This is a genomic window from Nocardia sp. NPDC057440 (assembly GCF_042802915.1).
Classification (GTDB): Bacteria; Actinomycetota; Actinomycetes; order Mycobacteriales; family Mycobacteriaceae; genus Nocardia.
Map to the genome: position 1 here is coordinate 196084 of NZ_JBHVDF010000003.1, position 26480 is coordinate 222563.

Sequence of the window (26480 nt, forward strand, 5' to 3'; positions counted from 1 at the left end):
GCTACCCGACTCGCACCACGACCTTGCCGAAGTTGCGGCCCTCGAGCATGCCGATGAACGCTTCAGGAGCATGCTCGAGGCCGTCGACCACGTCCTCGCGATAGCGGACCCGGCCGTCGGCGATCCAGCCGGACATGTCACGAAGAAAATCCTTGAACATCTCCTTCACGAACTCGCTCTGGATGAATCCGCGAACGGTGAGGCTCCTGGTCAGTATCCGGCCGTAGAAGCCGGGCAGCCGATCCGGCCCTTCCGGCACGCCGGACGCGTTGTAGTTGGCGATGAGACCGCACACCGGCACGCGCGCATAGGTATTCAGCAGGGGATAGACCGCATCGGCCACTGCACCGCCGACATTCTCGAAGTAGACGTCGATACCCTCCGGCACAGCGGCCCGCAATTGCTCCTCGAAGTCCGGCGCCCGGTGGTCGATGGCGGCATCGAAGCCGAGTTCGTCCCGCACATACGCACACTTCTCCGGCCCACCGGCGATCCCCACCGCTCGCGCGCCCCTGATCCGGGCGATCTGCCCGACCGCCGACCCGACCGGCCCACTCGCGGCGGCGACCACCACGGTCTCCCCCGGCCGCGGCTGACCGATCTTCAACAACCCCGAATACGCCGTGAATCCCGGCATCCCCAGCACACCCAGCGCTGTCGAGACCGGCGCTGCGTCCGGATCCAGCTTGCGTACGCTACCCGCCGGTGCGACATCATGGGACTGCCAACCCGAATAGGCCAGCACCACATCGCCTTTCGCGAGCGCGGGATCGCGCGACTCGACGACCTCGGCGACCGTGCCGCCCACCATCACCCCGCCCACCTCGACCGGCGGCGCGTAGGACTTCGCCGCGCTCATCCGCCCGCGCATATACGGATCGAGCGACAAGTACAGTGTCCGCAACAGCACCTCGCCCGCGCGCGGAGCGGGCAGTTCCACCGTCTCGGTACGAAAGTTCGCCGGGGTCGGTGCACCCACCGGACGGGACGCAAGCACGATTCTCGTGGATTCGACCATGCCGTTCACCCTAGTGGGACGTAGTCTCGACAGGGCCTGTTCAACGCCCAGATCAGACCGCACGGAGGCGAGACAGCCGCCTGACCGGCACCACCGAGCAGAGTCCACCCCCGGCGCCGGAAGTCTGAGCGAAGGCCGACACAACACCATGCCGGGAGTCCCTCCATCCAGCCGCGCCCGGTTTCAGATCGATGGGTGGATAAGGCACCGAGCATTACCGCGAATACGCGGTACGACGCTCACACCGTTCGGACAATGACGCCCGCGGCGGTCAGCGCCTCGGCCTCGGCGGCGTCTGCCGACTCATCGGTGATCACCGCGTGCAGAGCGGCGGCCGGGGCGACGAAAGCGAGGGCGGTTCGGGAGAGTTTGGTGGATTCGGCGACGGCAATGACGCGGCGCGACGAAGCGATGGCGGCGCGCTTCACAGCCGCGTCGTCGAGGTCGTAGGCGGTCAGGCCGTCGGCGGCGGTCAGGCCGCAGCAGCCGAGAACGGCGGTGTCGAAACGCAACGCCGCCAGCGACGCGAGCGCCAGCGGGCCGGTCATCGCCAGCTCTCCCGGTCGCGGCGTGCCTCCGGGCACCAACAGGGTCAACAGCGGTGCCGCAGTCAGTGCGTTCACCGCATGCAGGGACAGCGGCAGCACTGTCAGCCGCCGGTGTTCGAGCACTCGGGCCACCTCGAGACATGTGGTGCCGCTGTCGATCACGACGGACTCACCATCGGCGATCAGCTCGGCGACTTCGGCGGCAATGCGCCGCTTTATCGCCAGGCCCTCCTGCGCGCGCAATGCGAAAGGCGGCTCATCACCCCGCAGCAATAGACTTCGGGCCCCGCCGCGATAACGCTCCAGGACACCTTGGCCCGCCAAAGTCTCCAGGTCACGCCGGATGGTCATTTCGGAGGCGCCGGTGAGTTCGGCCAACTCCACCACCCCGAGCCGACCCGCTTCGCGCACGGCGTCGGTGATCCGTTGCAGTCGATCAGTGCTGGACACACACGTGATTGAACAGATTCTTTGTTTGAAAGTCAATATTTCGAACAGAGATTCTGTGCGATATGTTCGAATAGTGCAAAGATCGCTACAGGCCGGGCGGATGGCCACCTTCGCGTACTTCGCGTTGAACGGGTTCATCATCGGAATGTGGGTCGTCCACATCCCCGCCATCGAGCACCGAGTCGGCATCACGCATGCCGTCCTCGGCTGGCTCCTACTGCTGCTCGGCGCGGGCGCTTTCGCGGGCATGCAGGTCGCGGGTCCACTCGCCGACCGCTTCGGCGCCCGCGTCGTTGTGCCGGTCAGCGCGGCACTGTGCAGTGCCACCCTGGTCCTGCCGGGGCCGGCCACGAATGTCTGGACCTTGGGAGCGGCGCTGCTGGCGCTCGGCTTCGGCAACGGCTGTCTCGATGTCGCCATGAACGCCCACGCCGTCCAGGTCGAGCACGGCTATCGACGTCCGGTCATGTCCGCATTCCATGCCACCTACTCACTCGGTGGCGTCGTCGCCGCGCTGATCGGCGCGCGCGCACTCAGCTGGGACCGGCACCCGGCGGCAACCCTCGCGACGGCGGCGCTGGTCGGCATGGTGGTCGCCGCACTGGCGGCTCCCGCGCTATTGCGACCCGAAATCCGGTACACCCCTGAGGCTTTCGTGACGGATATCCCCCGCGGCACGCCTCGGCGCATTTGGCTGCTCGCCGCGCTCGCCCTCATACTCATGCTGTGCGAAGGCGTGGCCAACGACTGGAGCGCGCTGCATCTCCGAGATGCCCTGGCCGCACCCGCCGCCACCGCGGCCCTCGCCTACGGCGCGTTCGCGACCGCCATGACCGCCGGCAGGCTGTTCGCCGACCGCGTCGCCGCGCGCTTCGGACCGACGACCGTCCTCCGGGGCGGCGCATCCGTGGCCGCGCTCGGCCTCGCCGCGGTGGCACTGTCCCCGTGGATTGCGCTGACCCTGGCAGGATGGACCGTGTTCGGCGCCGGACTGTCCGGCTGCATCCCCCAACTCTTCAGCGCGGCAGGCCATGCCGACCGAAATGCCGCAGGCGCCAACGTCGCCCGGGTAGCGGGCCTCGGCTACCTCGGCGTGCTGGCAGGGCCCGCCATCATCGGTCCCCTGACGCATTTCATGCCGCTCGGACTCGCTTTCTTCCTACCGGTGGCGTTCTGCCTCATCGCCGCCGCCGCCGCCGGAATCCTGCGGTCCGAGCCCGCGGTAGGTGCGCCTCGAAGTCACGCACCCATAACCTCTTTGCAGCGCCACTCCAGGTAACCGACGAACATCCAGTAGTCCTCGAACACCGGGTTGTGGGTGCCGCCGTCGTGGAAGCGCCGGTACAGCTGTTGGATGATGCCCGCGAGCCGGAAGATGCCGTACACCTCGTAGAAGGTCCAATTGTGTACCGGCAGACCGGTTGTGCGCGAGTAGTAGTCGATGATCTCGGCTCGGGTCAGCATGCCGGGCACATGGGTCGGCTGGCGTCGGAGTTGCTGGATGATGTCGTCGTCATCGGCCTGCACCCAGTAGGTCAGCGTGGCGCCCAGCTCCATCAGTGGGTCGCCGAGGGTGGCCATTTCCCAATCCAGGATGCCGAGCACATCCAGATCGTCATCGAAGACGATGTTGTCGAACCGGTAGTCGTTGTGGATCAGGCAGGTTCCTACGTCGTCGGGCTGATTGGCCGATAGCCAAGCCATGACCGCTTCGTAGTCGGGCACGTTCTCGGTGCGCGCCTTGCGGTAGCGGTCCGACCAGCCCTCGATCTGCCTGCGCACATACCCGTTGCCCTTGCCGAGGTCGGTCAGCCCGACCGCCTCGACGTCCACCTGGTGCAGCTCGATCAGTTTGTCGATCATGTCGATACACAAGCCGCGCAACGCGTCCGGTCCGAGTTCGAGTTCGGCGGGGATGTCGCGGCGCAGGATGAGGCCCTCGAGCTTTTCCATCACATAGAAGTCCGAGCCGATCACCGATTCGTCGGCGCAGAACGCCACCATGGTCGGAACGTACGGGAACACCGGCTTCAGACCGCGCTGCACGCGGAACTCGCGGCGCATGTCGTGCGCCGACGCCGCGCGATGCCCACCCGGCGGCCTGCGCAGGATCAGCTCTCGGTCAGGGTAGGACAGTTGGTAGGTCAAATTCGATGCGCCACCGGGGAATTGGCGCACGGTCGGAGTTCCGACCAACCCGTCCGCGTGCTTCGAGAGCCAGTCGTGCACGGCCGCGGCATCGAAGGCGTCCTCGTCGCGGATCGCACCCGGTGTGTCGATGAGCTCTTCTTTCATCGGTCGACCGTCTTGTACTTCGCGAGCTCGATCCGCGAGACGACCCCAAGGTGCACCTCGTCCGGCCCATCCGCCAACCGCAGCGACCGCGCGCCCGCGAGTGCTCCGGCCAGCGGGAAGTCGTTGGTCAGGCCGCCGGCGCCGTGCAATTGGATCGCCATGTCGATCACCTCGTAGGCCATGCTCGGCACCGATGCCTTGATCTGCGAAAGCTCCGAAAGCGCACCGAAAGCGCCTGCGGTGTCCAGCAGCCAGGCGGTATGCAGGACCTGCAGTCGCGCCTGATTGATCGCGATCCGCGCGCGGGCGATCCGTTCCCGATTTCCGCCGAGGTTGACCAGGGGCTTGCCGAACGCGGTGCGCTCCATCGCGCGCCGGATGCCGATCTCCAGTGCCCGTTCGGCGAGCCCGATGGTGCGCATGCAGTGGTGGATGCGCCCGGGGCCGAGGCGGCCCTGCGCGATCTCGAAACCCTTTCCGAGACCGGCGATCACGTTCGCACGCGGCACGCGGACATTATCGAAGCTGACCTCGCCGTGCCCGTAGGGCTCGTCGTGGTAGCCGAACACCTCGAGCATCCGCTCGACCTTCATGCCCGGTGCGCCGACGGGCACGATCACCATGGAGTGCCTGGCATGCCGGTGCGCCTCGGGATCGGTCAGGCCCATGAAGATCACGAACGTACAGTTCGGATGGCCGATGCCGGTGGAGAACCACTTGTGGCCGTTGATGATGACGTCGTCGCCGTCCGGGACCGCGGTGGCGGCCATGTTGGTGGCATCGGAGGAGGCCACCTCCGGTTCGGTCATACAGAACGCGGACCTGATCTCCCCCGCCAGCAGCGGATCCAGCCACTCACGCTGCTGGGCCTCGCTGCCGTAGTGCACCAGCACCTCGGCGTTGCCGGTGTCGGGCGCATTGCAGTTGAAGACCTCCGAGGCGATGACATGGCGACCCATCAACTCGGCCAGCGGCGCGTACTCCACGTTGCTGAGCCCCGCGCCCCGTCCGGTCGCCTCGGAATACGCCTTCGGCAGGAAAAAGTTCCAGAGACCCCGTTCACGCGCCTTGGTCTTCAGCTCCTCGATGACAGGAAGGACCACCCACGGGTTGTCCAGTTCCCGCAACGTCCGCAGATACCGCTCCTCGACCGGCTCGATCTCCTCGGCGATGAAGTCGGCCACTTTGCCGTGATATTCGGCCGCGCGCGGCGATGCTGCGAAGTCCATGATCCGACACTATGCACTTACTGACCGCTGTTCAATAGCCCCTGGGACCGTGTCTGGCGGAACCACCGCCGGGGTCTTGCGCGTCCGGCATAGGGTTTCACCCATGACGACCAACCCGTTCTTCGAGCCCAGCGAGCTTCCTTACCAGCTGCCTCCGTTCGCCGAGATCGGCGAGGAGCACTACCTGCCCGCGTTCGAGTGCGGCATGGTCGAGCAACTGGCCGAGATCGCCGCGATCACCTCCGGCGACGATGCGCCCACGTTCACCAATACCATTGTGGCACTGGAGCGTTCGGGGGATTTGCTGACCCGGGTTGCCAATGTCTTCTTCAACATAACCTCCTCGGACTCCAGTGCGGGCACCGATGCGATCGAGGCCGATATCTCCCCGAAGCTGGCCACACACCGGGACGCCGTCTATCTCGACCCCGAGCTGTTCGCCCGGGTCGAATCGCTCTATCAACGACGCGACGAGCTGGGCCTGGAGGCCGAGGAACGGCGGCTGCTGGAGCAGTACCACATCCGGTTCGTTCGGGCAGGCGCTCGACTCGACGCCGCGGGTCAACACCGGTTACGTGAACTCAACGCGGAGATCGCCGCCGCGGCAACAGAATTCGGCCAGAACAATCTGGCCGCGACGAACGCTGCGGCGCTGATCGTGGAAACGGTGGACGAATTGGCCGGGCTGAGCCCCGCGGCGGTGGCCGCCGCGGCGGAGAATGCCGGGTCGCTCGGGCACGAGGGGGCGTGGGCGTTGCGCCTCCAGAACTTTTCCAACCAGCCCGTGCTGGCCGAGTTGGCCGACCGGGATGTGCGGCGCAGGGTGATGGCGGCTTCGCTGGGGCGCGGCGTGGGCGAGGACGGTCGAAACGGCCACGTCGCCGTCCACATCGCCGCCTTGCGGGCCGAGCGGGCGGCGCTGCTCGGCTACCCGGACCACGCGGCATACGCGGTAGAGGATCAGACCGCGAAGACCGCGGAAGCGGTCGAAGCGATGCTCGGTCGGCTGGTCGCGCCCGCGGTGGCCAACGCGGAGCGAGAGGCGGCCGAACTGGCGACCGCGATGCAGACGACCGCTGCGGCGGCAGACCCCGAACTCCGCTCCTGGGACTGGCAGTATTGGTCGGAAAAGGTTCGGGCCGAACGGTTCTCGGTCGACGCCGAAGCCCTGCGCCCCTACTTCGAGCTCGATCGGGTGTTGCGCGACGGAGTGTTCTTCGCCGCCGAGCAGGTCTACGGAATTACCCTCCGCGAGCGCGAGGACCTGGTCGGCTACCACCCGGAGGTCCGAGTCTTCGAGGTGTTCGACGCCGACGGCACCGCCCTCGGCCTGTTCCTCGGCGACTTCTTCACCCGCCCGTCCAAACGCGGCGGCGCCTGGATGAACGCACTGGTCAGCCAATCCCGACTGCTCGGCGCCAAGCCGGTGGTGGTCAACAACCTCAACATCGCCACACCGCCTACTGGCGAGCCCGCCCTGCTCACCTGGGACAACGTCCGGACGCTCTTCCACGAATTCGGCCACGCACTGCACGGACTGTTCTCGAACGTGCACTACCCGTTCTTCTCCGGCACCGAGGTACCGCGCGACTTCGTGGAGTTCCCCTCACAGGTGAACGAGATGTGGATGGCCCATCCACAAGTACTGGCCAACTACGCCAAACACTTCGAGACCGGCACCCCCATGCCCGTCGACCTGGTCGAGCGTATGGCCGCCGCCGAACGTTTCGGCGAAGGCTTCCGCACCGTCGAGTACCTCGGCGCAGCCCTGCTGGACTGGGCATGGCACCGCGCGCCCGACCCCGAGGCACTGGCCGACGTCGACGCCGAGACGTTCGAAGAGGAGGCGCTGCGCAAAGCGGGCCTCGCAATAGACGCGATTCCGCCGCGCTACCGGACGGGATACTTCGCCCACATCTTCTCGGGCGGCTACGCGGCGGGCTACTACTCCTACATCTGGAGCGAGGTGCTGGACGCGGACACCGTGGACTGGTTCAACGACGGCGCCGCGCCCCTCCGCGAGAAAGGCGAGACGTTCCGGCGCGAACTGCTGTCCCGGGGCGGGTCGGTGGACCCGATGGAGGCATTCGAGTCGTTCCGCGGCCGTGCGCCCGAAATCGAGCCGCTGCTGGTGCGCCGGGGGCTGGTCGAATGAAGACTCGACCGCCGGGCTCTCCGGATCGTCGTACAGGACGCGCCCGACGCACAGTCGCGCGGTGGCCGGCAGCACGACCGACCGGCGCGCAGCCACCTCACAGCGCTCGGGCGATGATTTCCTTCATAATCTCGTTGGTGCCCGCACAGATCATCCGCACACGGTTGTCGACCCACATGCGGGAGATCGGGTATTCCTGCATGTAGCCGTATCCGCCGTGCAGTTGGAGGCATTCGTGGGCGACCGACATCGCGCGGTCGGTGGTCCACCACTTCGCCATCGCGACGGTGGGGATGTCGAGTTGTCCGAATGTGTTTGGCGATGGAGTCGTCGGTGAAGACGCGGGCCACTTGGCTTCGGTGGCGACCTCGGCCAGTGTGAACTTGCTGTTCTGGACGCCGAAGATATTGCGGCCGAATGCTTCTCGTTCTTTGGTGTAGCGCAGCGTGTGCTCCGACGCGGTTTCCATTCCGGCGACAGCGCCGATCGCGATAGTATTTACTGGGACGACACGTCCCGGTAAATTATCCATAGAGAGATGCACGCCACACCGAGGAGGCACCGATGACGCTGTCAACTTCGCCGCAGGTCGGACCCCGCAAGCAGGACTACCGCGAGGTCCTGCAGACGTTGTCGGAGGGTTCGGTGACCAGGAATTTCGATCCGTATCTCGATATCGATTGGGACGGTACCGACTTCGCGATCGACCCGCAGGACCCACGGTGGATACTGTCGCCGGAGATCGACCCGCTCGGCGCCACCGCGTGGTATCAGCGGCTGCCGCAGGCCAGGCAGATCGAGATCGGGAAGTGGCGGGTGGCCAACACCATCAAGGTCGGCGCCGCCTTCGAGAGCATCCTGATCCGCGGCCTGATGCAGTACATCATGAAGCTGCCCAACGGATCTCCGGAGTTCCGCTATTGCCTGCACGAGATGACCGAAGAGTGCAGTCACATCCAGATGTTCCAGGAGCTGGTCAATCGCATCGGCGTGGACGTGCCGGGGATGCGGCCATTCTTCCGGGCGCTGTCACCATTTATCGGTGTCGCGGGCGGCTACGCGCACGTCATCCTGGTCATTGGGATTCTCGGCGGCGAGGAGCCGATCGATCACTATCAAAAGGCGCTGATCCGCCAGGGTGGAAATCTCCCGCCCGCGGTGCTGCGCACGATGGAGATCCACATCGCCGAGGAAGCGCGGCACATCTCGTTCGCCAACGAGTTCCTGAAGGCGCACATCGAGAAGTTGAACTCGGCGTCGACCGCGGTCTGCGCACTGGCCTTCCCACTCGCCATGCGCTGGCTCGCGGGCGAAATCATGGCTCCCCCACGTTCTTTCGCGACCCAGTTCGATATCCCACGCGAGGTGATAAAGGAGGCCTTCTGGCGAAGTCCGCAGGCGCGCAAGATCCTCAGTGGCTACTTCGGTGACATGCGTTCGCTCGCCGACGAGCTCGGATTGATGAATCCGGTGACCCGACGCCTGTGGAAGCTGCTGCACATCGACGGCGCACCCTCGCGCTATCGCAGCGAGCCGGAGCGCAGGGTGGCCTGAGCGCGCGCGAGCGCGTCACAGACCGACCGCGGACGGCCCCGCGTCGGCGAAACCCGCTATCACCGCGGTCAATTCGTCGTCCGGGTCGACCGCGAGGCCGATCGACCGCGCCGCACCATCGAGCACGTACCAGGCGAATGCGGCCAGATCGGCGACGATCTCCGCCCGCGACCGGCTCGGCCGCGGATCCCGAATCCAGGTGGCGAGCACACCCTCGACCATCGTCACCACCGCGAACGGCACCGACGCGAACGGCGCGGGGTCCGCACCGATGATCCGACCGATCGAGGCGATGAGCTCCTGCGCGGTCTCCGACATGCGCAGTTTCAGGCTGCTCACGGCATCAATGCCCGGGTCTGCGGTGTGCGTGGGACCGGTCCGCGCGAACTCGACCAACCGTGGGTGATCGGACATCCAGTCCGCGACGGCACGAATCGTGCGGGTGAGAATCTCCCGGATCGAACCGCTGGACACGTCCAGCTCGGCGTCGAGCACCCGTGCGAAATCATCGACCAGATAGGACCGGATTCGGCGTTCCAACTCCTCGCGACCGCTGAACTGCCGATAGACCACCGATTTGGCCAGGCCGGCCCGCTTCGCGATGAGGTGCACCGGCACATCGGTTCCGGCCGGGCTCTCCTCGAGCAGCGCGACGGCGGCCTGCAGAATCAGCGTCTGCCGCTCGGAATTGTGCTGCTCCCAGCGTGCGTCGTAGCCACTGATCGCCCCTGGCATCCGCGACGGCGACGAAGCGATCGACATGCCCGGCAGTCTACTCAGCGGTCATCCGCCACCAGGCCCGATGACGACATCCGAGTCGGCTGATCGGGACCTCCCCCGGCCGCCGGCATACGGTGACCGTGAAGACCTGGATGCGGGACCAATTCGGACTTCTGGCAAGCGAATTCGCGGAGACGGCCCCCGCCGCCGAGCCCGCGACGCCGGCCGACCAGCTCATGCTCGTGATGGAGGGCGTTGACGCCACCGCGCAAGCCTTCGGCGCGACGGGCCCGGCCACTCGTGCGCGCTCGTCGAGGCACTGTCCCTCCAGCCGACCTGCCGCGGGCACGTCCTCCGCGAAGAACCGACCGACCGGAATATGATCCTTCTATTCGATACTCATCCGGGCGACCCGCGGCTACGAATGCGATAGGTACCTATCGTTGTTTCGGAATGAGGTCATCTATGGACACACGTCAGCAAGCAACACCTCCCTTCTACGTGCGCGCGGCCACTTATGTAGTCGCGAGCGCACTCCCCCTGTCCCTCACCATGATCGGCACGGCTCCCGCCGGCGCCGATCAACAATTACCCACCGGTGCTGCGATCGTGCAGACGCCGTACGGGCCGGCGAACATCGGCGATCCCTTCGCGTCGACGGCGGCATCGTTTGCCATCCCCAGCACGAACGCACTCGTCGCAAAACCCATTGCCGACCCGGCCTATACCGTCGATCCCGCGGTAGCGCCCGGGCCGGATGGGGCCGCGCCCGCTCAGGCGGTCACACCGGTCGAGGCATTGAACAACCGCATCCGTATCGGCGACGTCGAGATCGACCGACCTGAGTGGCTGAATTCCGAGCAAGGTCAGCAGATCAACGATGCGGCCGCGGGCACGCAAGCCGCCTTGGCGCAAGGCCTCACTTCGGTGGGAATCGAGCCTGCGCGCTCTGATCGAATCGCTGGGCACGTTATCGGGAGCACCGCGGTCGGCACGGCGGTCGGAGCCAGCGCCGGCTCCATGATCGCCAGTCCGATCGCCTTCAGCGGTGCGATCATCGGTGCATTCGCGGGCGCCATCGCCGGGCTGCCGTTCGCGCCGGCAGGCCTCTTGGTCGTGCCGGTCATAGGTGCGGCGATAGGCTACGCAATGGTAGCGGCGCCCTTCATCGCCATCGGCGCGGCCGTCGGCGCAGCCGCCGGCGTGGGCGTCGGCGCAATCATCGGCGCCGTAGATCCGCAACCAGCCCCAGGCCCACAGCAAGCACCCCTGGCCTGATGCATTGCCGCCACTCGACTCGACGAGTGGCGGATCAGACCGTGGCCGGCGCGAACACCGCAGTCATGCAATGGTGTTCGCGCCGGTTGCAGTCAGATCAGGTTCCCGTCGTCGCACAGGCTCGCCGAGCGCCACGACGGCAGGGGATGGTCCGCCCCCTGGTCGAAAGCCCACTCGGATGTCGGTCCGGCGACCTTCCAGTAGCGCGCGCCGTTGCGGTCGACGACCACCTGATACACATCCTCGGAACCGTCGATGAGCTGGCTGCCGACGCAGTAGTCGTTGTAGTCGGTTCCCGGTTGGTGTACGCCCGCACTGAACAAGTGGGCGGGATTCGTGGTGGCACCGGGATTGGGGACTGTGCTCGGCCGGTTCACAGCCTGACCACGGGACCAGTACGGCGCGCCATCGGCGGTCCCGCAGCTGAAGCTGCGGCCGCCCGCGACGACGGTCGCACCCTGCTCGTGCGAGGTACCCGCCCAGACGCAGCCGGCGCTCGCCCCGGCCGCGGCCATCCGGGTACCGGCCGCGGCCGTCCCAGCGCCGAGTTCGAGGCCACCCGCGGTGACAGCGGCGGTCGCGAGCAGTGTGAGGGCTCTCGTTCTCGACACCTCCCGCACTCTTCTGGTGACCACGGACGATCGGCGCGCCTCGCTAATTGTGTTCATCGACTTCTCTTTTCGGTCGTTCATTCCCCCATCCGCCGAGCCGGCATCGGCCGACGAGGCACGAATGGCAGGGCGTAGGCACCGAGCTGTCAGCACCAGCTCGCCATGGGCGGGCACACGGTCCAACCGCTGCCGTCGGGTCGCGCTACAGGCGTCCAACTCCGGGATCCCGCATCGGGACCGGTGACGTTCTCGGCCGGCTGCCGCTGGTTGTGCCGTTGGTGGTACTCCCGCAGGTTCTGCTGATGCTCGTTCTGCCGCAACGGGTTGGCGTCGAAGTGGTTGTAGCCGTAGGGGTCGATGTTGTGCATGCCGACCGAGTTGCCGCCGCCATCGGCATTGCGTCCACTGCCCGCGTGATCGGAGCGCGCCCCGGGATCCGCTGCCGCACCACCGGACGCGACCACCGTCCCCGCGGCGAAAGCGCCGACGATCATCGCGACCGCCTTCCCCCTCGACACACCGCGCACGGTATGGGTCACCTCGGGTCTCGCGGACACTGCACGTCGCTTCATGGCCCCTTTGCCTCTCTGCTCCGATGTGCTCCGATCGCCGATCCGACGGCGACCTATCTACTGAGATGAATAGTAGATTAAGAACCTGAGAAGTTTCAGCAGTGCGAAAATGCCTGCACCGAACGGACATTTGTCACGTAGACAAGCAGTAGATCTGCCATATTCGGCCAACTGCCACACCCCGACCGCCCACTCCACACAGACCATCCACGCCCCGGAGGTCGCGACGATATCGCGGGGCAGTTGCGCGACTGTCGCCACGCTCGATGAGGCAGCGCGTCGCGCCGTCCAGTAGGTCCTCGGGGCGTGCCACCCCATGATCCCAGTCACCCCATGACGACAGTTTCATACAAACGTCACAAACAAACGTTCTATACAAATGTATAAAACGGATGTACGGTCGGGCTGTACCGATCCAACCGACCAAAGGGGTTCCATGGCCGACAACCGTTATGTCCGAGGCAATTTCGCGCCCGTGACCGAAGAAGTCTCGGTCCACGACCTGCCGGTGACCGGTCGAATACCACCCGAACTGAACGGCCGATACCTCCGCATCGGCCCGAATCCGCTCGGCCTAGAAGATGCCTCAGCCCACATCTGGACACTGGGCGAAGGCATGGTGCACGGGGTGCGGCTGCGCGACGGCCGCGCCGAGTGGTATCGAAACCGTTGGGTACGTTCGACTTCGGTGGCCGACCGGCTCGGCGAGCCGCGCCGCGGGGCACCCGTCGACGACCGCATGGACTTCGCGCCCAACGTCCAGGTCGCCGCCCACGGCGGCCGCACCTACGCCCTCCTCGAGGGCGGCATCCGCCCGTATGAACTCACCTACGAGCTCGACACCGTAGGCCCCTCCGACCTCGGCGCGACCCCGGAAGGCTTCGCCGCCAATGCCCACAGCAAATACGAGCCGAGCACCGGACTGCTGCACGCACTGACGTTCCGTTACGGCGCGGACTTCGTGCAGCACATCGAGATCGGCCACGGCGGTGAGGTCAACCAGGTGACCAACATTCCGACCCCGTCCATGCCCTACATGCACGACTTCGCGCTTACCGAGAACTACGTGCTCATCTACGAATCACCCCTTGTCTTCACCATGGACACAATCGCCACCGGCGTGCCCTTCGCCTGGAACCCGGCGATCGGGTCCAGGATCGGCGTGCTGCGGCGCGCCGGCGGCGCGGTCCGCTGGTTCGAGCTCGCACCAGGCAGTGTCGGTCACACCCTCAACGCCTTTGACGACGACACGACGATCGTCGTCGATGTGATCGTGCATCCCGACGAATACGAACTGACCGATATCGGCGGCAGCCGACCGGTCCTGGAACGCTGGACCATCGACCTGACGATCGGGAAAGTGCGTCAAGACCTGCTCCACGACCGTCCGCAAGATTTCCCGCGCATGGACGGCCGCCGCGCCGGACTCCCCTATCGGTACGGGTATTCCGCGGTCACCGAGCTCTACGCCACTCCGAGCGCGATCGATGCCGATCGTCCGGACGAGGGATTCAGCAACGCGCTGCTCAAACACGATCTACGCGACGGCACCACCGAAGCGCACGAATTCGGCCGCGACAGCGCCGTCGGCGAGACCGTCTTCGTACCCGCCGCCGACTCGAGTGCCGAGGACGACGGCTACACCATGGCCTACGTTCATGACCCCGATCGCGGCGCTTCCGACCTCGTGATCCTTGCCGCGCAAGACTTCACCGGCGATCCGGTCGCCCGCATCCACCTGCCGGCCCGAGTGCCGCTGGGACTCCACGGCAGCTGGATTCCTGACTTGTGACAGACCACCGAACGGCGTGGAGCGGCCCTCCCGGCGCTCAGACGCCGGGAGGATGGGAATATGGGCGGTGTTATGAATCATTCGCCCGCATCCCCGATCACGCGGGCGACGCGTGCCGCGATGTTCGCGGCGGTCGGCGTGCTGCTGTCGGCGGCCGGGCACGCCGAGGCGTCGGGGCATGGTGTGCCGGCTTCCGCGCTGATACTGGCGTTCGCCGCCACCGGTTCGGTGGCGTGGGCGGCGGCCGAAAGGCAGCGCGGGATCGTCGCCATCGGTGGTGGGCTGCTGCTGATGCAGGTGGCGCTGCATCTGTGGTTCGGGGTTCCTGCGCTGTCGGGCGGTCACAGCGCATCGCACGCCGCCGCCTCCGAACTTGCCGGTGCACAGACTGATTCGCTGATCATGCTCGCCGCGCACAGCGTCGCCGCGCTGGTCTGCGCGGTGTGGCTGTGGTTGGGCGAGAAGGCATTGTTCGCGCTGTTGGCCGCGCTGTACGCGCGGACGCTCGCGCCGCTACTGCTGATGCTCGTCCATCCGGCCGTGGCCGACACCGGCTCCGGCGTGCCCATCGCCGTCGACCGCCGGACGTCACCGCGCAGCGGCTTCCTCTTGCGCTATGTGATGGCACGGCGCGGGCCGCCCGTCGGGATGGTCTTGGTCTGAGAGTCCGTCACGGGCAGCCGGAATGGTTCCGGCGCAGTGGCGTGGGATCCGGCGGCCGACGATCCGGTCGGCGCACTATCGGTCCCGCGGACACCAGTGGCGGACGCAGCCGCCGTATTCTCCTCGCCCGACCCGGGCGGTAGTCACGGCGAGCCTTACCGCTCAGCGGCCGTCGTTCGCCCGCGCACCCGTCGGTGCGCCGAGGCATAGTGTGCGGCCGGTCTTTTCGATGCTGCGTGCTGCGGCGTCGCCGAACCGAGATTCTGTGAAATGCATTCGATGCCATCACCGCTGCTATGCAGCCGAAGTTCCTTGTTCCTCCCCGCCGGTCGGATATACCGATCTGGGAGCCGGTCATGTCCGACGAACAGCTGACGGCGCTGGCGCTGGCGGCCGGCAACGGCGATCGTCGCGCCTTGGAGGAATTCATCCGCTCGACCCAACGTGATGTGTGGCGATTTGTCGCGCACCTCACCGATATCCAGTCCGCAGACGACCTCACTCAGGAAACCTTCCTGCGCGCCATCGGCAGTCTGCCCAGGTTCGCGGGCCGATCCACCGCGCGAACCTGGCTGTTGTCCATCGCAAGGCGGGTGGTCGTCGACCGATTCCGCAGCGCCGCGGCCCGGCCGAAGAATGCGCAACTCGACGACTGGCAATTGGGCCTCGATCAGCGCCGCGATCACGAAATACCCGATTTCCCGGAGGAAATGGTGATCGCCGATCTGCTGCGCGGGCTGCCCGAGCAGCGGCGCGAGGCTTTCGTCCTCACCCAGGTGCTCGGCCTGTCCTACGCGGAGGCGGCGCAGACGGTGGGGTGCCCGGTGGGCACGATCCGCTCCAGAGTCGCGCGGGCCCGGGAAACCCTGATCACCCTGTGGCTAGCGGTGGACGAGCCTGCCGCATGCCCCGACGGCGATGCCGCGGAACCGATCGGCGCGCAGGTCCGACTACTGCCGCGAGCGCAATCGCGGCGCGGACCGGCCGCGGAGATCCTGACGGAGGTGGTGTGATGGGCGGGTTGGACTTGCGACTGAAGGGTGTGTCCTGCCGCCACGGCCGTGTCGAAGTCGTCAGCGATATCGATCTCGATGTCCCTGCCGGGCAGCGGGTTGCCTTGACGGGCACCAACGGTTCGGGCAAGACGACGCTGTTGCGTGCCGTGCTCGGACTGCATGCGGTGGTTCGGGGCGAAATCATGGTCGGCGGGCGCGGCGGGCACAGCGCCACCGAGCAGACGTGGCGACGGCGGGCCTGCGCGTGGATCCCACAGCGCCCTGCCGCGGGCCGTTTCCCGTTACTGGCAGGCGAATTGCTGGCCAGCTCGGGCAGCCGCGGTGCGGCCGAAGCCATGGCGGGCCGCCTCGGTGTCGGCGCCCTCATCGACCGTCCCCTCGACACGCTCTCCGGCGGGCAATTGCAACGCATGCACCTGTCTCGCGCGGTCGGGTGTGTGGCGACGGGCGCAGGCGTCGTGCTGGCCGACGAGCCAACGGCCGCACTCGATTTCGCCGGGCAGGAGGAAGCCGCGGACGTCCTTGCCGAACTTCCGGTGACGCTCGTGGTCGTCACGCACGACAGGGCATTGGCTCGGCGCTGCGACCGGGTGCTCGAAATGGCAGCGGGCCGGCTGCGGGAGGTGTCGTGAACGGACCCGCTCAGCTGGCCGACCTCCTCGGGATGGCGTCGGTGCAGCGCGCCGGGGTCGCGTTGCTGGTCGGGTCGGTCGGCTTACCGGTGATCGGGGTGGTGATCGTCGGGCTCGACATCATCGCGGTGCGGTTCGCGATGATGCATGTCGCGCTGCTCGGCGCCGCGATCGGCATGCTCACCGGCCTGGATCCGGCGCTGTGCGGGCTTGTCGCCTGTGCGGTGGCGGGGGCGGGGATCAGCCCGCTGGCCCGCACGCCGGAAAGCCTGTCCGGCGCGATGGGTTTGCTGATGAGTCTGGCGATCGCGGCGGCGCTACTGGTGCTCTCCCTTGCCGGGGTGAATGCGTCGGCGGCGTTCTCGCTGCTGTGGGGTTCCATTCTCGCGGTGCGGGTGCAGGACGTGCTGGTGCTCGCGGCGCTGGCTGTGGTCGTGCCTGCGCTGTTCTGGTGGCGGCGTCGCGATCTGGCGCTGCTGCTGCACGATCGGGAACTCGCCCTGGTCTCGGGTGTGCCGGTGCGGCGGCTCACCCTTGTGTTGCTGGTGCTGGTCGCGGTCGCGGTGGCCGGCGGAATTCGGCTCACCGGAGCACTGCTGGTCGATGCGCTCACCCTGCTCCCGGCGCTGGCCGCGCGCCGACTGGGGCATTCGCTCACCGCGATCATCTGCTGGGCCATCGGCATCGGCGTCACCGTCAACCTGATCGGTTTCCTGGCGGCGTTGGCTCTCGACCTGCCGCCAGGACCGGTTCTGGTCCTCGCCGCGGGGGCAGTCGCCCTTGCGGCTCATCTCATTCCCGAACGGAGAAACACCTCATGGCACATTTCCGTGCACTGACCAATGGCCGTGGATCGGCCGCCGCTCTCGCGCTCAGCGCAGCTGTGCTGTTGAGTGGCTGTTCCGGTACCGAGGACAAACACGACGACAAACACCATCCGACCGTGGTGGCGACCACCGCGTGGGAGGCCGGATTCGCCAAGGCCGCAGGCATCGACGATGTGCAGGTCATCGTGCCCGCCTCCGTACACCACGCGCCCGACTACGACCCCAAGCCGTCCGACCTGACCGCCGTGGCCGAGGCCGATTTCGTGCTGTACGCGCCGTTCGAGCCGTTCGCGGCGAAGATCAAGGAGGCAGCGGGCTCGCGGGCGAAGCTGATCGAGGTAAACCTCGACAACTCCGCCGACAAGGTGACCGCTCAGGTGCGGGCGCTCGGCAAGGAATTCGGCACCGCATCGGCGGCCGAATCCTGGACCTCGGCCTTCATCACCGAATACGACAGGCTCGGCACGGAGGTTCGGGCGGCGTGGCCGGGCGGCAAGCAGCCGACCGTTGTCGCGCAGGTCTTTTCGACCTGGGCGGCCCAGTTGGCCGGTGCGCAGGTGGTGGGCACCTACGGGCCGGAGGCAGTGACTCCCGGTCAGCTCGCCGGGCTCGCCGCGAAGAAGCCGGACTTGGTGCTCGACAACGCGCACATGTCCACCGGGACCGCGCTGCCGGATTCCGGAGCCAAGCAGGTCTCGATCGTCAACTTCCCCGGCCAGGACTACGACCTGCTCGGCGTGTATCGCAATGCGGAAGTCGCGCTGAAGAAGGCGATGTCCGGCTCCTGACTGCCGTTGGCAGAACCGAATGCGGGGCAGGCGCTGAAGTGCCTGCCCCGCTCCAGGTTTCGACTGTCGCGCGTCAGCCCATCGGTGCGGCGACTCGTGCACGTAGTGCGGCCCGGTCCGGTTTTCCCGCCGGAGTCAGCGGCAGGGCGTCGAGCAACAGCAGCGCTTCCGGATGTTTTCCGCGCTCCATGCCCTGCGCACGCAGGTGGGCGCAGAGGGCGTCGAGGTCGGGCGCGCACCCCGGCCGTGGCACCACACAGGCGGCCAACCGCTCCCCCAATACCTGGTGCGGCACACCGACACACACCACGTCGCGTACATCGGGGTGGGTGGCGAGCAGCTGTTCCACTTCGGCGGGACTGATGTTGGCGCCGCCTCGGATGACGACCTCCTTGAGCCGGCCGACAACGTGCAACCGGCCTTCGGGGTCGAGGACGCCGAGATCGCCCGTGCGGACCCAGCCGTCGGCAGTGCGGTAGCGAGCGTCCAGTTCGGGGCTGCCGACGTAGCACAGCGGCGTCATCGGGCCGCGGGCCACGATCTCGCCGGTCTCGCCGAGTGGAGCGATCTCGCCGGTGTCGACGTTCGCGATCCGTATCTCGGCGACGCGAGGGTCGGGCCGACCGACCAGGACACCGGGACCCGTTGTTGTCGTGTCGGTTTCGCCGAGGTCGGTGTGGCAGTTCACGCCATCGGCCGAACCATAGAGGTTGACCACCGAGCATCCGAAGCCGCGCTTGGCTTCCTCGGCGGTGGCCCTGTCCAGCTGTGAACCGCCGAGCACCAGCGCCGTCATCGAGGACGTGTCCGCCGTGGCCGCTCCATGGTCGAGCATCATGCGGACCATCGTCGGGACGCCGAGGACATGAGTCGGATGATGTCGAGCGATCGCGTCGAGTGCGCCTTGCGGTGTGAAGTGGTCCAGCAGAATCAGGGTGCCACCGTGCCGTGCCAGCGTCACCGCGGTGCCGTTGCTGCCGAACGCCGTTGCCAACGGGACGAGGAACAGGCTGCGGGGCGGCTCGCCGTCGGCCAGCAGCGAGCTCATGAAGTTCCCACGCCCGCCCGCGAGCGCGTTGTGCGAGTAGGCAACCATTTTCGGTTCGGCTTCCGAGCCGGAGGAGACCAGGATGCGCGCGGCGGTGTCGGGATCCGGGCGCGCGGGGACGAACGTCTCACCGTCTGCTTTCATCAGTTCGGTGAAGGACAGACATCGGTCCGGGATCTCCGTTTTTCCTACCGCGGCGACGAACCGCAGCATGGGCAGCCGGTCGAGCAGTTCCGACAGCTCGGCGGCGTGGGCGTGATCACGGAATTCGGTCGCCGCGATGACCCCGACGGCGTCGGCCCGGCGCAGCAGCGATTCGGCCTCCCGAAGCCCACGCCCTGCGGGAAAAGGCAGCGCGACCGCACCGAGCGCGGCGAGGGCCAGGTCGACGATGACGGCTTCCCGGCAGTTCGGGAGTTGCACCCCGACAACGTCTCCGGGGTGGACGCCTTCGGCGACGAGCCCGGCCGCGAGCCGTCGGACCAGCGTGTCGAGCCGGGTATAGCAGACCTTGCCTGCGGCGTCGAGGAGCGCGGTCCGGTGCGGGTCCAGGCAGCGGTGCGCCCGAAATAGTGAGTACAGGTCGAGGTCGGGGCACGCGCCCTCGGCGGCCCAGGAACGGCGTAGCCGGGTCGGGACCAGATCGTGTAGTAGCACAGTCATCGAAAGCTCCAAGGTGACGAAACAGCCACGGCCCCATGCGTATCCGTGGTGAGGGCGGCGGCGAATCGGGGGTCGCCCGGCAGCTCGGCCAGATCGGTGGTGACGGCGGTGGCATGGATGCCGTTGTCGCGCAACCAGGCAACGGCGTCACCGGTGCGCAACCCGTGCAGGCGGTCGGCGTGGACAGCGGCCGCGGCGGCATGCTCGTCGGAGGGTGCCAGCCAGCCATCCGCGGTCGGCAGTGGGCGGCGGAACCCGGCTGGGCGGCGCGGCGGCAGCCCGGCCACGGCGCGGGCCGCCGCAGGCGCTGTGAGCAGGTCCGCGGCGGCGAGCAGCGACGATTCGACGTGGACACCGCGACCGGTCCGCTCCCTGGTCAGCAGACCCGCGAGAATCGCTTCGGCGCCCAACATTCCGCCGAGCACGTCCAGCAGCGTCATCAGCGACGGCATCGGCGGCTCGTCGGCGGGTCGTGCCGCCGCACCGACTCCGGTGCGGGCCTGAACCATGAAATCGGTGCCCATCGGCGCGTGCTCGAGTCGGCCGGCCCAACCGCTGGTGTAGGCGTAGACCAAGCCGGGGTTGGCGGCCCACAAGTCCTCGGCCCCGAGCTCGAGTTGTTCGGCCTTGCCCGGCGCCCAGTTGTGCAGGAACACATCGGCTCCGGTGACCAACTCGCGCAGGCGATTTCGATCGGCAGGCGATTTGATATCGATCTCCACAGCATCCTTGCCGCGGTTCAACGCCAGCCACCGAGCCGAGGTATCCGAGCATGTAGGCGGCATCCCGCGCAGTGGATCGCCGCCCGGCGGCTCGATCCGCACCACATCGGCGCCGAGCAGTCCCAGCAGATGTGCCGCGAGCGGCGCCTGCACGCGCCGCCCCGCTTCGAGCACGGTGAAGCCCGCGAGCGGGCGTGCGACGGTGGCGGCAGCAGTGCGCACCATACTGCGACTTTCCGCAGGCTCCGATAGCGCGAACTGCCACGGAAGAGCGTTCCCGCCCTCGGCGCGCATCTCTTCGCCGCGCTCGGTCAGCGTGTGCAGACGGCATACGTCGGCGCCCGATTCGTCGGCCGCCGCGCGCACCTGCGCCCAGGTCCGTGTCGAGGTGGTGCGATGGAGTTCCTCGGGAATCGGGGCGCAGGCGGTCGCGTAGCGAAATTGGAAGGGCCGCCATCCTTTTCGCACAGCGTCCGCCGGCGCGTCCATGGCGCGCCAGAAATCGGCCCACACTGCGACATCCAGTGCCTCGACCTCGAAATACACGCCATCTGCGGTGGTGAACGGTGGGCCGCCGGGTGCGAGCGGAGTCGCCTCGTCGTCGTCGGCACACGCGGCCGCCAAGTATTGCGAGATGGTCAGCAGGGCTGTTCGGTCGGCGGCGACGCCCACCGCCGTCGCCGCGGTGCCGCGGGACTGTCCGATGAGTGCGGCGAGCAGCCCCTGAGCAGTGAGGATTCCGGTGGCGGTGGCGGCATAATCGACGGCGAGGCCACGCGGTGACCCGTCCCGGCGGCCGTGCACGAGCATCAGCCCGGCGGCGGCCTGCGCGGTCGCCTCGTCACACACCTGACTGTGCGCGCCACCCCAGCTCACCTCGGCCGCGGCGGTAGCACCGTCCGGGCCGGTGAGAGTCAGTGCCGCACTCTCCCCTGCAACCGGTTCGGCGCCGAGCAACCGCAGATGTTCGGACGCCGTCGCGAACGAACCGGGCAGACTCCCGGTCGATAGTCGCATACCCCGCAACGGAAGTGGGGCCCGGTGGGTACTGGCTGTCCGCATGGTGCCTGCTGTCATGGCTCTCCTTTTGAACGGTCACGCTGTCGCGGGAACTCGGCGGCGGTCGCCGCCGACCAATCCCACGGACAACAGCAGTCGGACCGCCGAGCCCTCGGGTTCCGGCCAGCGCGGAGGAGAAACCATGAAGCCGTTCACATCCCGGGGTGCGGCACCGACCGTCGAGGGACCCGCCGCTGCCACCCGCACCGATCTCGACCCCGCGGATTTGCGCGAACGCGTCACCGCCTTCGTCACCGAACAGGTAATGCCTCAGGAAGACAGGCTCGACGCGGGCGGCGCGACCGCGGAGGCGGCACTGACCGAGCTGAGTGCGGCGGCCAAGGCAGCCGGACTGTGGGCGTTGCCGTTGCCGATCGAATTGGGCGGGCATGGACTGCCTTTCGCCGACTATGTGCAACTGGCCGAAGCCGAAGGTGCGAGCGATCACGGGCCTGCGGCCCTCGGATCGGCCTCGCTGCTGGATGTACGGATGCTGCACCAACATTCCTGCGACCGAGTCCGCGACATCTATCTGAAACGATTGGTCTCCGGCGAGCTGCGCGCCGCCTACGCGATGACCGAGCCGGAGACCCCCGGCACCGATCCAACACTGACGGCCACCCGTGCGACCGCCCAACCGGACGGCTCATGGACATTGACCGGGCGCAAGTGGTTCGTGAGCGGCGCGGGCGACGCCGACCTGATCACGGTGCTCGCCCGCACCGACGGCGCCGCGCCGAGCCGCGATGGGTTGTCGCTGCTGCTGGTCCCTACCGACAGCCCGGGATTCCGAATCGTTCGCGAAGTCCCGGTTTTCGGGATCGGCGGCCAGTGGGAGATCACCTTCGACGATGTTCGGGTGCCGGGCGATCACCTGATCGGCGAACCCGGTGCGGCGTTGCGTATCGCGGGGCAGCGCCTGCAGCTCGGCCGCACGCTGCGCTGTCTGCGCTGGCTGGGTCAGGCAGAGCGCGCATTCGGGTTGATGTGCGAACGGGCTCGCAGCCGCACCCAGTCGCGCGGGCCACTAGCCGATCGACAACTGGTGCAACAGCATGTTTTCGAGTCATTGCTTGCCATTCGCAGCACTCGCCCGCTGGTGCACAAGGCGGCCGCACTCATCGAGGCCGGTCACGACGCCCGCACGGAAGCCGGATTGGCCAAGGTCGCTGCGGCACGGACGCTGCAACAGGTCGCCGACGCGGCAATCCAGGTCTACGGCGCGGCCGGACTCGGACCCGACACCATACTCCCGTCACTGCTGCGAATGGGGCGGATGGCGCGCCTGCTCGACGGTCCCGACGAATGGCACATCGAGGCGGTTGCGAGAAGGGTGCTGCGCTGAGACGCGTACTCAGGTATCGAAGGGTGCGACCATTCCGGTGTAGACAGCAAGGGCGAGCGCGAGAAAGTAGTCGCCCCAGATGAGTTCGTGCTCGGTGGCCAGTCCTCGCTCGAGGTCATAGCAGCCATCGAGCAGCATGCCGGGCGGGCGCGGACCATCCGGGCCGCTCACATGCGCCGTCACGAGATGTCGAATGATCTCCACCGCCCTGGCTCGTAGGCGCTCCCGGTGCGAACTCGCCGCCGCCGCGGCGAGTTTGAGCAACGCCACCGCCTCGATGGCCGCTGCCGAGGTGTCGAGCGGAGCGTCCTCGATCGCTTCGGCCGACGGCACCGAGGTTGCCCCGTAGTCCACCAACTGCTGGGCGACTGCCACGTAGTCGGGATCGATGAACCACGCCGCATCGGCGAGTGCCAGCAGCAGCCAGGCCCGGCCCCTGCTCCAGCCGGGCCGTGGCTGCGCGCAGGCGGTCCATTCGCCTGCGGCCCACGCCCACGCCGGTGTGCCGACCGGCTCGGTTCGCCATCGAGCCACGTGCGTGTCCAGATGCGTGCGAGCCGCATCCATGCCCGCGCGCGCATTCGCCGTGGCGAGTAATGGGACGGTGCCAGGCACTCCGTCGATCCGTGCCAGCCACCTCGAACCGCCGAATGCCGAACCCCACGGCAGGATGCCGAGATCCTGATCGAAAGCGGTCAGGCAGGACCGCGCGGCCTCGTCGCGGAGGCGCACCGCGGCACTGTCACGACCGGGTCCTGCGGCCAATGCCGTTCCGTACCACAGGATCAATCCACGAGTAGCGGTGTCGGCGGTGATCCAATGTTCCAGCTGCGCGGTGACAGTCTTCGCCGCTGACCGGTCCGTGTGGGAGCCGGTGCGCAGTGCCCGCAACCACAGCAGCCCGGCCCAGAAACCACCGGTCCAGGAACCCCGGGTCGTAGTGACCCATGCGCCGGAACCACCGTCGGCATACAGCGGGAAACGTTGGCCGACGGTGGAATACGTAGACACGACACGATCCAGCAGCGCGTCGAGGGCCGCCTCGGCGGTGCTCGGCTCGGTGTGCCGTACACCTTCGCGTCTCACTTCGTCATTGCTCATGCCTGCGCCCGATTCTGCGCCGTCCGATCCCACGGCGCTCGATCCGGCGAGGCCCGACTCCGCTGCCCTCGATCACGCAACGCCCACGCCGCCGCGACACCGGCCGCCGCCGCGAATTCCGCGGCCACGGTCAGCCAACCGCCGCGGTATCCGATCACCGGCAGCAGTAGCCCGAAAAGCGGTGGCCCCACCGCGAATCCGGCAAAAAAGCCCGCCGACACCAACGCCGAATCCCGTCCGGCGCGGCCGGGTGCGGCGCGTTGGATGACGAGCACCATCGACACCGCATTGCCCGCCATTCCGAACACACCGACCGCTACCACCGCGACCCACACCAAACCGTTCACCTGCGGTGCGGCAGCCAGCAGCACGGCCGCGACCGCCGATCCGGCTGCCAACCCCGCAGGCAGCACCACCGCAACGCCCGGCTTGGCCGCCAGCCGCGCCCATCCGATGCGGCCTGCGATACCGGCCACGCCGAGCACCGCCACCAGCATTCCAGCGGCGGCGGCGCCGAGTCCGAGCCGTCGCTCCCCGAACAGGGCGAGATAGGTGTTGATCGAGGCCATGCCCGCGCCGAGGAACACCGAGAACACGGCCAGCCACCGCACCACGCCCGCGGTCCGGTCGTCCGAGCCCGCACCGAAGGCCGTGGCGCCCTGTTGATTCCTTGGCGCATCGGCCGGCAGGATCCGCCACACCCACACAGCGGTCAGCACAGCGATGCCGGCGGCCACCCACACGGCAGGTCGCCAGCCCGCGACGGCGGCAAGCGCGGTCAGCGGCAGCCCCGCCGCGATCGCGCCGAGCTGGACACCCGATTGTTTGGTACCCGTTACCCCCGCGCGCCGCGGTGCCGGTATCGCCGCCAATATCGCTTTGTTCGTCGCGGGGTTCGCCAATGCCTGCGGTGCACCACCGAGACCAACCGCCACCAACAGCACCACGTATCCCGGTGCGGACGCGATCAACGCGAGCGCGCACGCGGCCATCCCGAGCAGGGCACAGAGGCACCGACGTGGGCCCAGCAGATCCACCGCTCGACCGGCGATCGGCGAGAGCAGGGCAGCGGTGCCGAACCCGACCGTCGTGGTGAATCCCAGCATCGCCGAGGACATCCCGAGGTCCGGAAGGATCCGCGGACCGAGCGCACCCAGCACGAACAACTGCAACATCGAGAAACCCATAGCCGCGGTCAGCACCCCGGTCACCGATGCCACCGCCACCCGGTCCGTACGGACGTGCGGGTGTGTCTGCACTACCGCTCTCCTCCCAGCCGCGCCGCCCCATCGACGGCCCCGAACTCGAGTAGTCGGCCGGGAGAGCGTCTCGGTTCCGGATCGAGCCCGATCCGCTGTTCCGCTGTGGAGCGTGACTATCGCGCGATGACGTAGCCGTCGTCCGGGCGGTGGTCGCGCGAGCGGCGCAGGTCGGCGATGGCGAAGGTTCGCTGCACCCAGCGGTCCGCTCCGTCGTACCGGGGCCGAAAGGCGGTGCGGCCGTGGACGGTCACCCGGTTGTCGATGATGACCAGATCGCCGGGCATGAGCTTGGTGGTGTGCGCGACGGTGTCGCAGGCTCGGCCGAATTCGGCCAGCGCCGCTTCCGCCCGCGGCGTCAGCGCCGTGGTCGCGATGGTGGCCATCCGGATATCCGGATCGTCGGCGGCCCCGAACAGCAACGGCTGCGGCGGACGCGCCCGGTTATCCGAGCCGAAGGAAGGCGGTGGTGCGGTGACGAATTCGGGTGCGAACAAGGTTTCCCGGCTCGCTGTCGGCAGCAGCGGCAGCACTTCGCGAAGGCAGGCGGTGCGCAGACCGGCGACCCGGTCATGGTCGGCACGCAGGCACAACAGCAGCACGTAGTCGGGTTCGTGCTGGTGAAAAGCGTTCTCGTTGTGGAAGGTCAGCAACACCGAACCGGCGTTGCCCGAGAAGGTCTCCCGCCCGGGCACGGGCACGACATCCTGCACAAGGGCGCCGGACTTCTCGGCCAGGTATGCGACGGGGTCGCCGAGCCCGCACGCGACCATGGTGAGCACCCCGGCCGCGACGGTGGCCGCACGCTGCACCGAATCCGCCACCGAGGGCGTGGCGGGCAGCATCGCCTCGTCGACCGGCAGACCGTGGATCACCAGCGCCCCTGATGATCCGGAGGACCGCCGGAAACGGCGCACACTGCGGCGCAGCGATACCGGCAGCTCATCCGAGGCGTGTCGGGCACGCGCCACCCATTCCGGGTCGTCCACCAGGTTGGGAGGATCGCCGCACAGCGTTCGAGCCAGCCGGTCGACCTCGACCGAGTCGGCGGGATCCAATGCCACGTCCGTGCCGTCGACGACTGCGGTGTCCGCGATTTCGTGCATCAACGCCTCCTGATCGAACACACAGGCAT

At 67.7% G+C, this 26480-nt stretch carries 24 protein-coding genes; 11 read left to right on the plus strand and 13 right to left on the minus strand.

The genetic code is table 11. The features are described from left to right. Position 1: 1 nt before the first annotated feature. Together ACFU4Z_RS07495 and ACFU4Z_RS07500 are read right to left on the minus strand one after the other, a co-directional pair. A complete protein-coding gene (locus tag ACFU4Z_RS07495) occupies positions 2-1018 on the minus strand; it encodes an NADP-dependent oxidoreductase (protein ID WP_379060547.1) in 1017 nt (338 codons plus the stop codon). Between the two features lie 239 nt (positions 1019-1257). Then, complete coding sequence (locus tag ACFU4Z_RS07500) at positions 1258-2016, minus strand: DeoR/GlpR family DNA-binding transcription regulator (protein WP_379060548.1); 759 nt, start codon at positions 2014-2016, stop codon at positions 1258-1260. 73 nt (positions 2017-2089) lie between these two features. Here ACFU4Z_RS07500 and ACFU4Z_RS07505 point away from each other — a divergent pair, with 73 nt between their 5' ends. Further along, positions 2090-3295, plus strand: coding sequence for an MFS transporter (locus tag ACFU4Z_RS07505; protein WP_379060549.1), 1206 nt, complete (start codon positions 2090-2092; stop codon positions 3293-3295). On the opposite strand, the gene ACFU4Z_RS07510 is transcribed toward ACFU4Z_RS07505, so the two are convergent. Both ACFU4Z_RS07510 and ACFU4Z_RS07515 read right to left on the minus strand, forming a co-directional pair. Further along, entirely contained in the window at positions 3256-4311 is a 1056-nt protein-coding gene (locus ACFU4Z_RS07510; RefSeq protein WP_379060550.1) for a phosphotransferase family protein, read from the minus strand. The two genes, ACFU4Z_RS07505 and ACFU4Z_RS07510, sit on opposite strands and share 40 nt — an antisense overlap. After that, positions 4308-5540, minus strand: a complete 1233-nt coding sequence (locus ACFU4Z_RS07515) for an acyl-CoA dehydrogenase family protein (RefSeq protein ID WP_379060551.1) — start codon at positions 5538-5540, stop codon at positions 4308-4310. Before ACFU4Z_RS07515 ends, ACFU4Z_RS07510 begins: the two co-directional genes overlap by 4 nt. Positions 5541-5643: 103 nt before the next feature. On the opposite strand from ACFU4Z_RS07515, the gene ACFU4Z_RS07520 reads away from it, so the two are divergent. Then, positions 5644-7695: a M3 family metallopeptidase gene (locus ACFU4Z_RS07520; protein ID WP_379060552.1), complete on the plus strand. Its 2052-nt coding sequence runs from the start codon at positions 5644-5646 to the stop codon at positions 7693-7695. A gap of 97 nt (positions 7696-7792) precedes the next feature. On the opposite strand, the gene ACFU4Z_RS07525 is transcribed toward ACFU4Z_RS07520, so the two are convergent. Continuing rightward, positions 7793-8227 carry an acyl-CoA dehydrogenase family protein gene (locus ACFU4Z_RS07525; RefSeq protein ID WP_379060553.1) on the minus strand — a complete coding sequence of 145 codons (435 nt, stop codon included), beginning with the start codon at positions 8225-8227 and terminating at the stop codon, positions 7793-7795. A 32-nt stretch (positions 8228-8259) separates the two neighbouring features. Between ACFU4Z_RS07525 and ACFU4Z_RS07530 the strand changes: the two genes are divergently transcribed. Further along, entirely contained in the window at positions 8260-9249 is a 990-nt protein-coding gene (locus tag ACFU4Z_RS07530; RefSeq protein WP_379060554.1) for a diiron oxygenase, read from the plus strand. Between the two features lie 15 nt (positions 9250-9264). On the opposite strand, the gene ACFU4Z_RS07535 is transcribed toward ACFU4Z_RS07530, so the two are convergent. Next, a complete protein-coding gene (locus ACFU4Z_RS07535; RefSeq protein WP_379060555.1) occupies positions 9265-10011 on the minus strand; it encodes a TetR/AcrR family transcriptional regulator in 747 nt (248 codons plus the stop codon). Positions 10012-10434: 423 nt separating this feature from the next. On the opposite strand from ACFU4Z_RS07535, the gene ACFU4Z_RS07540 reads away from it, so the two are divergent. Then, positions 10435-11247: a hypothetical protein gene (locus ACFU4Z_RS07540; protein WP_379060556.1), complete on the plus strand. Its 813-nt coding sequence runs from the start codon at positions 10435-10437 to the stop codon at positions 11245-11247. A gap of 92 nt (positions 11248-11339) precedes the next feature. On the opposite strand, the gene ACFU4Z_RS07545 is transcribed toward ACFU4Z_RS07540, so the two are convergent. Together ACFU4Z_RS07545 and ACFU4Z_RS07550 are read right to left on the minus strand one after the other, a co-directional pair. Next, the gene (locus ACFU4Z_RS07545; RefSeq protein ID WP_379060557.1) at positions 11340-11858 is read right to left on the minus strand and encodes a hypothetical protein; all 519 of its coding nucleotides are present in this window, start codon (positions 11856-11858) and stop codon (positions 11340-11342) included. A 146-nt stretch (positions 11859-12004) separates the two neighbouring features. Continuing rightward, positions 12005-12376, minus strand: coding sequence for a hypothetical protein (locus ACFU4Z_RS07550; protein ID WP_379060558.1), 372 nt, complete (start codon positions 12374-12376; stop codon positions 12005-12007). A gap of 490 nt (positions 12377-12866) precedes the next feature. Between ACFU4Z_RS07550 and ACFU4Z_RS07555 the strand changes: the two genes are divergently transcribed. The 6 genes from ACFU4Z_RS07555 (at position 12867) to ACFU4Z_RS07580 (ending at position 18148) form a co-directional block, all read left to right on the plus strand. Continuing rightward, complete coding sequence (locus tag ACFU4Z_RS07555; protein ID WP_379060559.1) at positions 12867-14222, plus strand: carotenoid oxygenase family protein; 1356 nt, start codon at positions 12867-12869, stop codon at positions 14220-14222. Between the two features lie 60 nt (positions 14223-14282). Beyond that, a complete protein-coding gene (locus ACFU4Z_RS07560) occupies positions 14283-14885 on the plus strand; it encodes a hypothetical protein (RefSeq protein ID WP_379060560.1) in 603 nt (200 codons plus the stop codon). 356 nt (positions 14886-15241) lie between these two features. Continuing rightward, positions 15242-15898, plus strand: a complete 657-nt coding sequence (locus tag ACFU4Z_RS07565; protein WP_379060561.1) for a sigma-70 family RNA polymerase sigma factor — start codon at positions 15242-15244, stop codon at positions 15896-15898. After that, positions 15898-16533 carry a metal ABC transporter ATP-binding protein gene (locus tag ACFU4Z_RS07570; RefSeq protein ID WP_379060562.1) on the plus strand — a complete coding sequence of 212 codons (636 nt, stop codon included), beginning with the start codon at positions 15898-15900 and terminating at the stop codon, positions 16531-16533. The genes ACFU4Z_RS07565 and ACFU4Z_RS07570 overlap by 1 nt, the downstream gene beginning before the upstream one ends. Next, positions 16530-17372 carry a metal ABC transporter permease gene (locus ACFU4Z_RS07575; protein ID WP_379060563.1) on the plus strand — a complete coding sequence of 281 codons (843 nt, stop codon included), beginning with the start codon at positions 16530-16532 and terminating at the stop codon, positions 17370-17372. Before ACFU4Z_RS07570 ends, ACFU4Z_RS07575 begins: the two co-directional genes overlap by 4 nt. Next, positions 17351-18148, plus strand: a complete 798-nt coding sequence (locus ACFU4Z_RS07580; RefSeq protein WP_379060564.1) for an ABC transporter substrate-binding protein — start codon at positions 17351-17353, stop codon at positions 18146-18148. The genes ACFU4Z_RS07575 and ACFU4Z_RS07580 overlap by 22 nt, the downstream gene beginning before the upstream one ends. Before the next feature lie 73 nt (positions 18149-18221). On the opposite strand, the gene ACFU4Z_RS07585 is transcribed toward ACFU4Z_RS07580, so the two are convergent. Further along, positions 18222-19859, minus strand: a complete 1638-nt coding sequence (locus ACFU4Z_RS07585; RefSeq protein WP_379060565.1) for a class I adenylate-forming enzyme family protein — start codon at positions 19857-19859, stop codon at positions 18222-18224. After that, positions 19856-21658, minus strand: coding sequence for a CoA transferase (locus ACFU4Z_RS07590; protein ID WP_379060566.1), 1803 nt, complete (start codon positions 21656-21658; stop codon positions 19856-19858). The genes ACFU4Z_RS07585 and ACFU4Z_RS07590 overlap by 4 nt, the downstream gene beginning before the upstream one ends. Before the next feature lie 124 nt (positions 21659-21782). On the opposite strand from ACFU4Z_RS07590, the gene ACFU4Z_RS07595 reads away from it, so the two are divergent. Beyond that, positions 21783-22985 carry an acyl-CoA dehydrogenase family protein gene (locus tag ACFU4Z_RS07595; protein WP_379060567.1) on the plus strand — a complete coding sequence of 401 codons (1203 nt, stop codon included), beginning with the start codon at positions 21783-21785 and terminating at the stop codon, positions 22983-22985. A 9-nt stretch (positions 22986-22994) separates the two neighbouring features. Here ACFU4Z_RS07595 and ACFU4Z_RS07600 read toward each other — a convergent pair whose 3' ends face one another. From ACFU4Z_RS07600 to ACFU4Z_RS07610, 3 genes are all read right to left on the minus strand, one after another. Continuing rightward, positions 22995-24086 carry a hypothetical protein gene (locus tag ACFU4Z_RS07600; protein WP_379060568.1) on the minus strand — a complete coding sequence of 364 codons (1092 nt, stop codon included), beginning with the start codon at positions 24084-24086 and terminating at the stop codon, positions 22995-22997. Then, complete coding sequence (locus tag ACFU4Z_RS07605; RefSeq protein ID WP_379060569.1) at positions 24083-25345, minus strand: MFS transporter; 1263 nt, start codon at positions 25343-25345, stop codon at positions 24083-24085. The genes ACFU4Z_RS07600 and ACFU4Z_RS07605 overlap by 4 nt, the downstream gene beginning before the upstream one ends. Positions 25346-25461: 116 nt before the next feature. Then, positions 25462-26472, minus strand: coding sequence for a TauD/TfdA family dioxygenase (locus ACFU4Z_RS07610; RefSeq protein ID WP_379060570.1), 1011 nt, complete (start codon positions 26470-26472; stop codon positions 25462-25464). Positions 26473-26480: the final 8 nt, after the last annotated feature.